Genomic DNA, 12,966 nt, shown 5'->3' with positions numbered 1-12,966 from the left:
AAGATCTGGGTGCGGGGAAATAGCCCGCTTGACTAGAGACATGGCTCCTCGTTCCACATCGAACGTTCCACGATATTCCGCCATAAAATCGCCTCGTGTGCAGGCCCAGGTTCTGCGACCAATCCCGCCATCGCCCGGCACGGTTCGCAGCCGCTGACTGTGAGCAGGTCCTTCACCAAACGCTGTTCCGTCATCTGCGCGCCTTCGACCGCCAGAAGCACATCGGCCGTGTGCGGCATGTGATAGGCGAGCCTTGCTTCTACCTGCAGGCGCATTCGATATCCTGATCTGCCTGGCACAGCCTTGGCCCCGGCATCCAGACAGCATCGGAAACTGGCTACTGTTCCGACAATCCGCAGTGCTGGACGTTGGCTGAAAATAGCCGGAAGCGTTACCGGGGGCGGACGCCTGCGATGGCTTGCCTTCCTTCGCGGATCAACACGTCGATGATCTTTGCGTAGGCGCGGGCTTGCTCCTCATGCAGGTTCCTTTGACGGGGGCAACTGGCTAAAAGCGCTTCTTTCAGCGCCATCACTCTGCTGCGTTCCAACAAACGGGATCTTTCCATCCCTTATCTCCGGGAGCCGGAGGGCGGCAACTGGCGTGCAATATGAGAGGGCGATCGTCTTACCCCGCCAAGGATCAGCTTGTGCTTCATGAGGATGCGCAATGACTCGGCATCGCGAGGGTCCAGCAGAACGACTCTTGAGCCCCCTGATAAAAGGGCTTCCACTGTAGAAACCCGGAACGAATGTTTTCTGCACAGATCCTCGACGGCGGTCGGGGTCTGATCGATATGGACAGCTCGGCTCATGCCCGATGTCCCAACGGTCCGGAAGGGAATAGCGTTGAAGCGCGCGCAGCGGCTTGCGAACGCAGCAGCTCTTGCTGCTCACGTTTCAAACGAGCGTTAAGGTCTTTCACGATCTGCTCCTCGACTTGGCAAGCGGGAGCGCGATGGTCTCTCAGTCACGGCGGATGCCTGCATCAGTTTCCGCGCAATATGAATCTCATATCTGAATTTTGGTTGGGCGTCGCCTATAAATTTCGACCGCATCGTGGGGATTATCAGGATCGCAATCATTTTGATTTATGACATGATATTCCAACATTTTGGATAATATTATTTTGGGTGACGTCTCCAGAACTGAAGATCACAAGTCCGAGATTGTAGCCTTATGGTTCACCCAACCGGTGTCCAGCGGAAACAGTTTGTTTGCTGAATGTCGGCCCCTCGGTGAACATAAGAAAAGCCCCGCGTCGTGTCGGCAACGCGGGGCCCTCCGCGAGCAAGGGTGCTCAGGCTCTCATTATAGGGCTGCTACCAGGTAGGGCCACGGCGCATTGTGAGTAGAATGGAAAAGGCGAGCTATCATGATGGTTTTCGTTTCTGAGATCATTCAAGCATTCGTCTTTTCAAAGTGACCAGAGTAACTTTTCCAGGCTTTTGGGAAGTATTGGATACATTCTGCTTTTTTGTGATGAGCTGCCTGTTGCCTGCACATGGCTGAACTGTTGAACATGGCTGGTCTAACTGCGGCGGTGGGAGGGTGTGTTACGGACCCACAAAGGCACCCAACGCCAATCTGCTGGCGGGGAATTATCCGAGCGCCGGGACTGCCGAGATAGCTGATCAGCTGAAATGAGCTTGTCTCGAGCCGCATCCTGATCTCGCTGCAATGCGGCCTCTAATTCCCGAGGATCGATCTGGTGATGCTCGATGGTCGCGCCTGTCCGGATACGCATGGTCGTCGCAATCCGACGGAAGCCTGTATGGGCTTGACCTTCCAGAACTTCTTCGTCCGTTTCCACCACATAGGTGCCCGCAGATAGAAGCTCCTCGAAACCCGTCAGGCGGAAAGGGGCCGAAAATGTCACGGGTTTCCGTGTCGAGCGGATGGTCATGACGGCTTCGCACCGGCGGAGCGGCTTCGGGTCAGATCGTCAGGCATAGGCTGCTCCCGGTTGCAGGCGGGAGCACGATGGTCTCTCTGTCACAACATGCCCGCGGCATGATCGGGGTGATGAGGAATTGTAACACGAAACGCCCGAGCACATGCATCAATTCGTCAGGCATGGTGAACGGTGAGCGATGAGCTTGAGAGGTCCTCAAAATCCCCCGCCGGAAGCTTTGATCTGCGGGCCGTCGCTATCGGGGACCCACTCGGCTACCGCCACTTCGGTCGTGATCAGCAACCCAGCGATGGAGGCCGCATCCTGCAAGGCGGTGCGGACTACCTTGGTCGGATCGATGACACCGGACTGGAAGAGGTTTTCATATTGCTCGCTCTGCGCGTTGAACCCCAGATTTTCGTCTCTCTCGTCCAACAAACGACCGGCAACCACGCCACCATCATAGCCCGCATTCTCCGCAATCTGGCGGAGCGGTGCCTGAAGCGCCCGGCGGACGATGTCGATGCCGCGCCGCTGGTCGTCCTTGACGGGATCAAGGCTATCCAGCGCCTTCGACGCATAAAGAAGCGCCGTGCCGCCGCCCGGCAGAATGCCTTCCTCCACCGCCGCCCGGGTCGCATGGAGAGCGTCCTCCACCCGATCCTTGCGTTCCTTGACCTCCAGTTCCGAAGATCCGCCGACCTTGATGACGGCTACGCCGCCGGATAGCTTGGCAAGACGTTCCTCAAGCTTCTCGCGATCATAGTCGCTGCTGCTGGCTTCGATCTGCCCCTGGAGCGACACGACGCGCGCCTTAATGGCTTCCGCGCTGCCCGCACCGTCGACAATCGTGCTGTTGTCTTTCGTGATCGTCACGCGCTTGGCGGTGCCCAGCCTGTCCAGCGTGACATCCTCCAATTTGATGCCAAGATCCTCCGTCACGACGTCGCTTGCCGTCAATATGGCGATATCCTCCAGCATCGCCTTGCGCCGGTCGCCAAAGCCCGGCGCCTTGACCGCGGCGACCTTCAGCCCGCCGCGCAGCTTGTTGACGACCAGCGTCGAGAGCGCATCCCCTTCAACATCCTCAGCGATGATGAGCAGCGAACGGTGCGCGTTGGCGACCGCTTCCAATAAGGGTAGCATGGCCTGCACATTGCCCATCTTCTTCTCGTGGATGAGGATGACCGGGTCCTCCAGTTCCACCGTCATCTTCTCGCTGTCAGTGACGAAATAGGGCGACAGATAGCCGCGATCGAACTGCATGCCCTCCACCACCTCCAGCTCGAATTCGACGCCCGCTCCCTCCTCGATCGTGATGACGCCTTCCTTGCCGACCTTCTCCATCGCCTCGGCGATCCGATTGCCCACCACCTCGTCGCCATTGGACGAAACGATGCCGACCTGGGCGATTTCCTGATTGTTCGATACCGGCTTGGACCGCGCTTTGAGTTCGGCGACGACGGCGGCAACGGCCATGTCGATGCCGCGTTTGAGGTCCATCGGATCGATGCCCGCCGATACCGACTTCATCCCTTCCCGAACGATCGCCTGCGCAAGGACGGTCGCCGTAGTGGTGCCGTCTCCGGCATGATCATGCGCTCTGGACGCCACGGCGCGGATCATCTGCGCGCCCATATTCTCGAACTTGTCCTTGAATTCCAATTCCTTTGCGACGGTGACGCCGTCTTTTGTGATCCGGGGCGCCCCAAAGCTCTTGTCAATGAGGACATTGCGCCCCTTGGGACCCAAGGTCACGCGCACGGCGTTGGCGAGAATATCGACGCCACGCGCAATGCCTTCGCGGGCCTCGTGCGCGAATTTCAGGTCCTTGGCAGTCATGGTTTGGGTCCGACTTTCCTGGCGCTGGTCCGCGACGGAATGTCGCTTTCACAAGCGGAAGCCAGCGCTACCAAATTGCGAACTGGCAGGCCTAAATATAGACCGCCGATGAATCTGATATGCGCCCTGCGACAGCTAAAGACAAGCTGGACGCAATATGTCGGTACCGATCAGCGATCCCTTAGAACGGGTGAATCTGTTACAAGCCATGAGCAGAAACGTCGTGTCGCAGGTGGAACATCAGGGCACTTCACGTAAGGATATTTCTCTCGAATTTTTGGAGACACGGCAGTGTTGTATGATTGTCGATTAAGCCTATATGGAGGTCATCAAGTGCATACCAACGTAGGCGCTCTTGACTGAGAGACCATCGCGCTCCCGCTTACCAAGGGAGTTACACATGGATCTCAATCAGCTTTATTCCGAGCATCAGATTTTGCTCATACACGCCGCCGACGCGATCAGTGAGCCGGCACGCCGCAAGCATCTGGCCGCAGCGGGCATTATCGGCGGTCAGATCTTCGACGTGCTTTCCTCGAAAAACGCAGGCGCTTCGGTGGGTTGGCTGCCTTGGATGGATCAGTCTCCCCTAGCCGCAGACTTGGTGGGGTCGGCATGACAGCGGACGCGACAACACCGGCTCGCCCGCGAAGGCGAGCGTTTGTTAGCCGCGAGCCACGGATCTCTCCAGACCAGGCGAGACGGCAGGGGTTGATCACCCATCTTGCATTCGTGCTTCTGGGGCAGGAGGAAGCAATCCGCTTTCTAAACACCCACAATGCCTCGTTGGGTGCCCGGCCCCTCGATTTGGCGATCGCCGATCCAGCGGGATATTCAAGGGTGGAAAATGCGGTCCAGCTCCTTGCCCGACCCGCAGCCGGCGGTCGGCAGTAATCGTGCTCGTCAACCCGTGCTCACCAGGATTGGACAGAAGATGACAGTTGTCCCGGCGGACGAAGCGGAAGTCATGGCTCGCCATGGCATCATCAAGGTGCCGGCATATCGCTACCATTATCGTGACTGGCGATATTCGACCTTGAACGATGCGCTTGCTCAAGCCAAGCGCGATGAGGCGGCGCGCTCGAAGTGAGCAGCGCGCTGCGGCATTTGGTCGTGGCACAGATGCGATCGTACGAAATCTAAGGTAAACTGAAGACGTAGTTACCGGCAGATGGAAAAGTATTCGATCGATCGCCCCCGATCGGTTTTTCCATTTCTGTCAATTTGTGCTATTGACGCCTCGCTGAACGTCGCGCTTCGACGGATATCGGGCCGCTTCGGCTCTCTCTTGTCCCACATTTGCCTCTTGAAGCCGGGATGCCCGCATTGTCGCGTGCGCCCCTAAAACTTGGACAAGGAGCTCCAATATGATCATCGGAACAGTCAAATTCTTCAATGCCGACAAAGGCTATGGCTTCATCGCGCCGGAAAGCGGCGGCGGGGACGCCTTCGTGCACATAACCGCGGTTGAACGTGCGGGCATGCCGGTTTCGATGTGGAAGAGGTGAGCATCCCAGCCCTGGCCGGTGAAGAACATGTAATTCACACGATCTGGCTTGCATCCAAGGGCGCTTGATGTCGGCGGCTAATGATAAGCCGGCGAGACCCCGGCTAATCCACTAGGCGCTCTCTCGCTGCCGGGTGAGCAGTGAGATCGAAGCCGCGACTGCAGCGTCTACAACGCATGGACTCGGTTGCTTAACGGTCACATCGATTCTTCTCGGCATCTGAACGATGGACGCTGAGCGGCGTTATAGCCTTTATGGCTCCCCCTCCGATTGAACAAGCCGCCAATGCCCTCGTCGCTGAGGTTCAAAGGCAATCCGCAGCCCGTCTGGCGTTCTATGATCCTGAAGGCGACTTTCATTTGAGCGCTACAGAGTTGGTCCGATCCGTCGTCATCTCCTTGCGAGATCCTTCTCAACAGATGATAGAGGCAGCTATCTACGAGGAGAGTACCGACCCGCGTGCGACGGCAAAACATGTTTGGCAGACCATGATTGACGTCATGCTGGAGGAAGGGTGACAGTCTGACCTCGCAAAATCGTCGAGTGCGGCGCGGCAGCTTCCTCGGCGATAGGATTGGCAGCTTTGCCGAGCCTCTCGCTGCCGACCCGCCCCGGCCAGGGCCGATCATTCCATTTTCTTGCGCTGTCAGGTGCGCAATTTGCTGAGCGATGGTTCCGGTTTATCGAAAGGACGAGTGACTGAGCTATTTAGCTTCTATGGTGCTGAAAACAAAAGATTCGCCAAGTGTGCATGTAGATTATGCAGATTAAGGCATAAAGAGAATTTATGCTCAAAACAGCATATTGCGAAATTATGTGATTTGAGACATAGCGCTGGCCAAGGAGATTGGCTTATGGCTCATATTGCGCGATCGCCCAAGCAACTTGGCGCCGCCATCCAGCGTGTGCGCAAGCAGAAAGGCATGAGCCAGACGGAACTGGCCCGCTTGGCAGGCCTGCGGCAGGAACTGGTCTCCAAGATCGAGACCGGACAAGAAGGCACCCGGTTATCCTCGATTTATGCGTTGTTTGCCGCTCTCGGCCTGGAGATGGTCATCGATCAGAGGTCCGGCAAATCGGTGCCTGATATTGAGGACATCTTCTGATGGGCCGGCGCAGAGCGCACCCCCCTCTTAACATATTCATCAACAACCGTTTGGCTGGGCGCCTTCTCAAGCAGGCCAGCGGCGCCATCGAATTTCGCTACGACCAAAGCTGGCTTCCCTGGGAGCACGCATTTCCAATCTCCCTTTCGTTGCCCCTGCGCGAATCGCAATTCACCGGCGAACCGGTGGTCGCCGTCTTCGACAATCTGCTGCCGGATAATGCCGCCGTGCGTCGCCGGGTTGCCGAACGAACCGGGGCCCAGGGCAGCGATGCCTACAGTTTGCTGGAGCGTATCGGGCGGGATTGCGTGGGCGCCATGCAATTCCTGCCGGATGATGCAGCTTTCGACGGCATCCAGCCGGTGGATGGGGAGCCCATCAGCGACGCCGAGATCGAGCAGATGCTCGCCAATCTGGCCCAGGCGCCACTCGGCATCGACATGGACCATGAGTTCCGGATTTCAGTGGCCGGAGCACAGGAAAAGACCGCCCTCCTTTTCCATGACGGCCAGTGGCTGAGACCGCTTGGAACCACCCCCACGACCCACATCCTCAAGCCGCAGCTCGGCGAGATTCCGACGGCATTCGGGATGATCGACATGGCCGACAGCGTCGAGAATGAACATTATTGCCTCAGGCTGCTGGAAGGCTTTGGCCTGCCCGTCGCAAAAACCGAGATCGCGACATTCGGCGCGCGCAAGGTGCTGGCGGTCGAGCGATTTGATCGTCGCTGGAGGAGCCCGACCGAACTGCTTCGATTGCCCCAGGAGGATTTCTGTCAGGCCTTGGGCGTCCCTTCTGCCCAGAAATATCAAAGCCACGGCGGCCCTGGCGCCGTTGCAATCCTCAAGCTGCTCGGGAGCAGCGACAACCCCCTGGAGGATCAGGCTGCCTTCCTGAAAAGCCAGATCATATTCTGGCTTATCGGTGCGGCGGACGGTCACGCCAAGAATTTCAGCATCTTTCTTCGCCCCGGCGGGCGTTTCGGGATGACGCCATTCTACGATGTCCTCACCGCTCAACCTGCGTTCGACGCGCGGCAGATCCCGAACAACAAGTACAAGCTCGCAATGTCGGCGGGCAACAGCCGCAAATATCAAATTCTGAACCTTGGCGGACGGCATTTCGTGGAGACCGCGAAGGAGGCCGGATTGGGCCCTACTCTCATCGACAAGGTGCTTCGGGACGTCATTCAAATGGCCGAAAAAGCCCCCGAGCAGGCGTTGTCCATGATGCCCGATGGGCTTGTCATCGCCACACACACTAGCATCATGAACGCCATGGAAGTCAGGCTCAGGTCATTGGAGCTTGGTCTAGCAGAGATTTGAACCGCGTTTCGCGGGCTTCCTGTATGTCGCCACGAGCGGCAGATTGGATTTATCGCAACCCACCCGCGAGCCATGAATTGCCATTTGGCAGCTTATCATATATTTTGTTCTATATGGCTATATTGCAACCCATTGAGACTGCTCCCGCTCCCTTCCGGCAGGAACCTGTCACTCAGGAAGAAGGTCGAGCGATGTTTCGCGCCGCCCTCAACCTGTTCGCCAAATGGGGCGTCACCGATGAGCAGGCTGCCGTTCTTACCGACATGCCCGTGCGCAGCTTTCGTCGCTGGAAGGCGGAGGGGCCGGGGCGCATTTCGCGCGATGGGCTTGCCCGTCTATCCAATCTCATGGGCATCCATAAGGCTCTCCGCATTATCTTTCAGGAGCCGCAGCGGGGCTATGACTGGATCAAGGCGTCCAATGCGGCCTTCGGGGGATCGAGTGCGCTGGCGGTCATGCTGGGCGGCGAATTGACGGACTTGATGCGTGTGCGGCGCTATCTTGATGCGGAGCGTGGCGGCTGGTGACCCTGGCTGACGAACCGCCAATTTGCAGAGTGGAATGGGAAGGTGCGGTACGGATCATCCGTAGCGTCTACCCACCCATCGACCTGTTCGAGGATATTGCCGATCCGGCGGATTGGCCCCTGTTGCTGGCGGGCGAGCAGAAGACCAATCCGCGCATCAGGTCGTCGATCGGGAATATCGACCTTGTGCCTCCCAAGCGACGGGTGGGTGGCAACGGCGCTTCCTATCTGATGGCGTCCTTCACCCATGTCAGTGTCGACCGTCCCAGCCGTTTTTCCGACGGGAGCTATGGCGTCCTCTACGTCGCTGATGGCTATGAGACTGCCCTGTTCGAGACGATCCATCATCATGCCCGGTTCATGGCGCGCACGGCTGAACCGCCCGGTTGGACCTCCCAGTTTCGGGAAATCATCCTGACAGTCCGCGCCGATCTCCATGATCTGCGCGGCCAGGAAGATCCGTTGGCCGCTTGCCTCGATCCGGATGATTATGCAGCGGCCCAGTTGTTGGGCTCTGCCCTGCGCAAAGCTGGTTCTGACGGGATAGCCTATCCGAGCGTGCGGCAAGCTGGGGGAGAATGTGTCGCGCTCCTCTACCCCGACTGTGCCTCCAGCCCTGTCCAGGGCAGGCATCTCGACTATCATTGGGATGGCGAACGGGTTGATCTGGTGAGGGATGCCGGGAGCGGCGCAGTTTTCCGGGTGGTGGAAGAATGACAAAGGGATCGTTTGCACCATGACGTTCTCTGCTGAAGGTCGTCACGAGCGCGCAACTGAGGCGCTGAACAGTCATCCCGACTATCGGGTCCTGCGCCACCGGAATGGTGCTGCGGGCTCAATCGCAATCGAAGCTCTCCGCCCGCGCAGGGTCGCCGCCACGATAGCGCGCCACCTTGGGCCAGGGGCAGAGCGGGCGGCTGACCCCCGGCAGCGTCTTGCCGGTTGCGACGATCCGGTCCGGCGCGATTCCCTGCTCGACCCAGGCCTGGATGGCGGTCAACGGATCGAAATCGTCCGTCGCCCGCCCGCCTTCGCAGTGCATCATCCCCGGCACCAGGAACAGGCGCGCCCAATCCTGGGTCTTACCGCCGGTATCATGCGCCAGGCGGTCGTACCATGAGGTGATTTCGAAGGCCGACAGGCTGTAATCGCTGGTCCCATGATAGATGATCAGCTTCGATCTCGACGCGAAGCTGTTGAGAAAGCTTCCCTCCGCGTCGATGACCCCGGCCGTGCTGACCAGGCTGGCGAAAACATCCGGAAAGCGTATGTCGAGTGCATCGAGTCCGGGATTGGGCGGGGTCAACGCGAAATAGCGCATCGTATCCATGAACAGTGACGGCGCCCTGGTGTCGGCCGCCGCGGCACCCGCCCAGAAGGCGGGCGTCGAATCATAGGGCAGCGGCTTGTAATAGGGCTTGCCCTGGGCATCTACTGGTCCGGTGACGATCCGCTTCAGCGTATCGACCTGAGCCCTGGAAAGGCAGGTGGCGGTTTTCGGGCCCTTGCATTGCAGCACTGCCGGGTCGAACTTGCAGGCCGCAATGTCCTGGATCAGCCCGTCGGCAAGACCATCCAGCGCGTCGCAGCGCTTCACCGCACCATCGGCCACCAGTTTCAAGTCCACCTTGGTGAATGCGCCCACGCCAGGCCTGGAGATGCGGCTGAGCTGAGCGGTGGTCCATGACAGGCGCGGCGCGATGCGCGTCAGATTGAACGCGGCATTACCCGCCACCACGCCGTCGAAATAGTCGGGGAAGCGCTGCGTCACCAGCATCGCCTGCCGTCCGCCATTGGAACAGCCGATGAAATAGGATTTGGCGGCAGGCTTGCCGTAATGCGCGGCAACGATGCGCTTTGCTGCGATCGCGACCTTGTCGAGCGCCACATAGCCATAGTCGATCCGCGCCTGCTGATCGATCGCCCAGCTGCCATCGGTCGATTCATTGCCGGGGCTGATATGCCCGCCATTGGTCCGCACCACGGCAAAGCCGCGTTCAAGCGCCGTTGGCGACAGGCGGCTGAACAGCGATCCATAGGCCGGCCAGTCGACGCCATCCATGTTGCCGCCGCCCTCGAACAGGAAACGGCCATTCCAAGCCGCCGGCATGCGCAATTCGAACCGGATCGCATAGGTTCGGCCGTCGACGCCCCGGCGATCGCCAAAGGAGGCGCGGATCAGGCAATGCGCCGGCATTTTCCGTCCCTGATCCTCACCGTAGAATGCCGCCGCCGGACCGGCAGCAACCTCTCGCGCCTCCAGCACATGCAGGTCGCCGTCGGCCATTTGCTTCAGCCTGTCACACGCGGTCGCCGGGGGAGATGGGGTCGCCTGGGCCGATGCCGGGCCGGTCCCGGCAAGAAACAGCGCCAGCGCCGATGCCATCGTCCCGCCGACCCAAAGGCCGACGGCCGACCGGGCGCCTGCTGGAGAAGCCAGCCCGCCGCGCGCCGATCCCATTTGAAGAAAAGACGTCATCCAAACCCCCAAGAATGGCAAGCCGGCCGCTTGCAGCGGTTTATGGAACCACCCGGGCACGGTCACGGGCGCAAGTCATCATCATTTTGTTGACGCGTCAATAATATCATCTGGATTTTCCGCTGAAAATGGCCAATATCGGGCCGTAAGAAAACCTTCGCTCACAGAATCTTCTCCATATATTCTTGTCGAGTAATCATGGCTCTTCTGATTATCTCGACATCTTCGACGAAAGCAGGGCGCCGGACAGCTGCCTTGGTTACCCCCGTTCCCACCCTCTCAACGGAGGCCCCATGATTGAACCCGCCACCATCGAACGATTCGCGCCGCGTTTCGAATATGCGTTCAGCATCGCATTGACGCTGACGCCGGTCCGCTGGGTCAGCCCATCAACCATGGGCGCTACACGCGGTGCCGTCTATGCGGCGCAGGGCAGCATCGAAGGGCCTGCGCTCAATGGTCGCGTGGTGCCGATGAGCGGTGGTGACTGGCCGCTTGTGCGTCCGGACGGCGTGATCGATTTCGATGCCCGTTACCTTCTGGAACTGGACGATGGCACGCTGATCTACATGCAGAATTCCGGCTATCGTTGGGCATCGACCCCGGAGATCGGGGAGCGCATGGCACGGAATGAGCCTGTCGATCCCGATTCATACTATATGCGCGTCACGCCGAAGTTCGATGTGCCGGCGGGACCACATGACTGGCTCGCGCGGCATGTTTTCGTGGGTGTGGCGGAAAAGACGCCTGGAGCGAACCGGATCCATTATTTCAAGCTGCTGTGAATGCCCGACGGGCGGGAAGCCGTGGCTGCGCGAATGAGGACAAGGGGCGGAACCAGGATCCGGGCGGGATGGAAGGGGCCGACCCGGATCGCCCCCTTTCATCCCGCCTGCCCCCTAAACGTTCAATTCCATAGTGGCGGCGCCCGGTCTGTAACAGAGCCAGACAAAAACCAGCCCCAGTGCGAAGCTGCCTATTCCGATCACATTGGTCCACAGGTCGAAGGTCGTCACCGCATAGAGCCCCAGGCCGATCAACGCCACGCTGCTCGCGGCCGGGAACAGGCAAAGGGTCAGCCACTTGCCGATCGAGACCTTGTAGCTATCCCTGAAGACCCAGGCCGCGCCAAGACCCGCAAGTCCGAAATAATAATCCACCTGAAAGCCCAGCGCCCGCACCGACGCGAACAACAGCAACTGCACGCTCGGCATCAGGGCTGATGTCCATATCAGGATCAGGCCCAGGACGATCATGGCGTATATGGCGTGCGATGGCGATAAGGTACGATCATCCACCGTTCCGAAGATGCGGGGCATCGATCCATCGCGTCCCATCGCGAACAGCGTCCGCGAGAACATCAGCATGGTCGCCTCGATCGCCGCGATGCTCGACAATATGACCGCGGCCGACGCCAGCAATCCGCCTGCATAGGAAAGCCCGGCCCGGTACGCGATATTGAATATCAGATTGTCCGTGAGATTGGCCGCGTCCTGAACCGGGAACATCATCAACGCCACGGCGGCGAAGCTGGTGTAGAGCAGGATGGTGATCAGAATGCTGAGGAGGCCGCCCAGGCCGGCCTTGCGCCCCCCGCCGACCGTTTCCTCGCCCAGGTTGGAGGTGACGTCCCAGCCCCAGTAGAAATAGACCGCGATCAGGGCCGTAGCCGCAAAGCCATCCAGGGTCAGGCCGCTGCCAAACCATCGTTTTCCGAACGCCTCGACGCTCCCGACCTCATGGATATGCATCAGCGCCGCGCCGAGAATGACGACGAGGATCAGCAGTTGCGCCAAGGTGATCATCGTCTGCGCCCGGCTGGTCACCGTGATACCGGCGACGACTATCGCGGATACCGCCGCGAACCAGAGGCTGGCGACGATCGACGTGGTGACGACGTGTCCCACCTGGCTGGGGGCTATGATGTTGAGGGTCGCGGTTGCGATCGGCACCGTGCCGCTGACCACGAACAGCAGCGTCGCTATGAGCAGCGACCAGCCAGAGAAGAATCCCAGGAATTTACCGAAGATCGCGGACGTCCATTGATAGGAGGCGCCCGCATTCGCATCGCGTTCTCCCAGCGCCTGATAGGCCTTCGCTATGCCGAGCATCGGAACGGCGAAGATGAGGAGGGAAACCGGTGCGAAGACCCCGGCGGCGCCGATCAGCGCCGCGGTGCCCATTGCTATGGACGATGCGGGCGCACTGCCCGCGACGCCCATCATCATCGACCCGATGAAGGAGACGGAATTGTCCTTGAGATGATCGTTCACCGAGATCCCTC

General features: G+C 59.5%; 13 protein-coding genes and 2 pseudogenes. 10 read left to right on the top strand and 5 right to left on the bottom strand.

Features of this window, described 5'->3' with window-relative positions; all coding sequences use genetic code 11:
* Window positions 1-32 precede the first annotated feature (32 nt).
* From MRBLSP13_RS03605 to groL, 3 genes are all read right to left on the bottom strand, one after another.
* Complete coding sequence (locus MRBLSP13_RS03605; RefSeq protein WP_363737479.1) at window positions 33-275, bottom strand: hypothetical protein; 243 nt, start codon at window positions 273-275, stop codon at window positions 33-35.
* Between the two features lie 1,255 nt (window positions 276-1,530).
* Window positions 1,531-1,905 carry a hypothetical protein gene (locus MRBLSP13_RS03600; protein ID WP_363752765.1) on the bottom strand — a complete coding sequence of 125 codons (375 nt, stop codon included), beginning with the start codon at window positions 1,903-1,905 and terminating at the stop codon, window positions 1,531-1,533.
* Window positions 1,906-2,109: 204 nt separating this feature from the next.
* A complete protein-coding gene (gene groL / locus MRBLSP13_RS03595) occupies window positions 2,110-3,735 on the bottom strand; it encodes a chaperonin GroEL (protein ID WP_363737478.1) in 1,626 nt (541 codons plus the stop codon).
* A 400-nt stretch (window positions 3,736-4,135) separates the two neighbouring features.
* Between groL and MRBLSP13_RS03590 the strand changes: the two genes are divergently transcribed.
* The 9 genes and pseudogenes from MRBLSP13_RS03590 to MRBLSP13_RS03550 all read left to right on the top strand — a co-directional run bounded on the left by MRBLSP13_RS03590 (window position 4,136) and on the right by MRBLSP13_RS03550 (window position 8,920).
* On the top strand, window positions 4,136-4,354 hold the full coding sequence (locus tag MRBLSP13_RS03590) for a hypothetical protein (protein ID WP_363737477.1): 219 nt from the start codon (window positions 4,136-4,138) through the stop codon (window positions 4,352-4,354).
* A gap of 315 nt (window positions 4,355-4,669) precedes the next feature.
* On the top strand, window positions 4,670-4,825 hold the full coding sequence (locus MRBLSP13_RS03585; protein ID WP_363737476.1) for a hypothetical protein: 156 nt from the start codon (window positions 4,670-4,672) through the stop codon (window positions 4,823-4,825).
* A gap of 277 nt (window positions 4,826-5,102) precedes the next feature.
* A pseudogene (locus MRBLSP13_RS03580) lies at window positions 5,103-5,219 on the top strand (cold-shock protein); the annotation flags it as partial.
* A gap of 278 nt (window positions 5,220-5,497) precedes the next feature.
* Window positions 5,498-5,761 (top strand): hypothetical protein, encoded by a 264-nt coding sequence (locus tag MRBLSP13_RS03575; protein ID WP_363752763.1) that lies wholly within the window; start codon window positions 5,498-5,500, stop codon window positions 5,759-5,761.
* Window positions 5,762-6,097: 336 nt separating this feature from the next.
* Complete coding sequence (locus MRBLSP13_RS03570; protein ID WP_363737475.1) at window positions 6,098-6,349, top strand: helix-turn-helix domain-containing protein; 252 nt, start codon at window positions 6,098-6,100, stop codon at window positions 6,347-6,349.
* Window positions 6,349-6,615 (top strand): annotated as a pseudogene (locus tag MRBLSP13_RS03565) (HipA N-terminal domain-containing protein); the annotation flags it as partial. The gene MRBLSP13_RS03570 and the pseudogene MRBLSP13_RS03565, both read left to right, overlap by 1 nt.
* A gap of 135 nt (window positions 6,616-6,750) precedes the next feature.
* Complete coding sequence (locus MRBLSP13_RS03560; protein ID WP_363752877.1) at window positions 6,751-7,677, top strand: HipA domain-containing protein; 927 nt, start codon at window positions 6,751-6,753, stop codon at window positions 7,675-7,677.
* Window positions 7,678-7,790: 113 nt separating this feature from the next.
* Window positions 7,791-8,204, top strand: coding sequence for an MbcA/ParS/Xre antitoxin family protein (locus MRBLSP13_RS03555; protein ID WP_363752761.1), 414 nt, complete (start codon window positions 7,791-7,793; stop codon window positions 8,202-8,204).
* A gap of 29 nt (window positions 8,205-8,233) precedes the next feature.
* Window positions 8,234-8,920 carry an RES family NAD+ phosphorylase gene (locus MRBLSP13_RS03550; protein WP_414714690.1) on the top strand — a complete coding sequence of 229 codons (687 nt, stop codon included), beginning with the start codon at window positions 8,234-8,236 and terminating at the stop codon, window positions 8,918-8,920.
* A 118-nt stretch (window positions 8,921-9,038) separates the two neighbouring features.
* Here MRBLSP13_RS03550 and MRBLSP13_RS03545 read toward each other — a convergent pair whose 3' ends face one another.
* Window positions 9,039-10,682, bottom strand: coding sequence for a tannase/feruloyl esterase family alpha/beta hydrolase (locus MRBLSP13_RS03545; protein WP_363752757.1), 1,644 nt, complete (start codon window positions 10,680-10,682; stop codon window positions 9,039-9,041).
* A 293-nt stretch (window positions 10,683-10,975) separates the two neighbouring features.
* Here MRBLSP13_RS03545 and MRBLSP13_RS03540 point away from each other — a divergent pair, with 293 nt between their 5' ends.
* On the top strand, window positions 10,976-11,467 hold the full coding sequence (locus tag MRBLSP13_RS03540; RefSeq protein ID WP_363737471.1) for a DUF3237 family protein: 492 nt from the start codon (window positions 10,976-10,978) through the stop codon (window positions 11,465-11,467).
* Between the two features lie 114 nt (window positions 11,468-11,581).
* Here MRBLSP13_RS03540 and MRBLSP13_RS03535 read toward each other — a convergent pair whose 3' ends face one another.
* Window positions 11,582-12,955: an APC family permease gene (locus MRBLSP13_RS03535; RefSeq protein WP_363752755.1), complete on the bottom strand. Its 1,374-nt coding sequence runs from the start codon at window positions 12,953-12,955 to the stop codon at window positions 11,582-11,584.
* Window positions 12,956-12,966: the final 11 nt, after the last annotated feature.

The sequence above is a fragment of the Sphingobium sp. LSP13-1-1.1 genome, assembly GCF_040676415.1.
Lineage (GTDB): Bacteria > Pseudomonadota > Alphaproteobacteria > Sphingomonadales > Sphingomonadaceae > Sphingobium.
The sequence above is the reverse complement of the archived record's forward strand: the minus strand, read 5'-3'. Positions and strand labels throughout refer to the sequence as shown.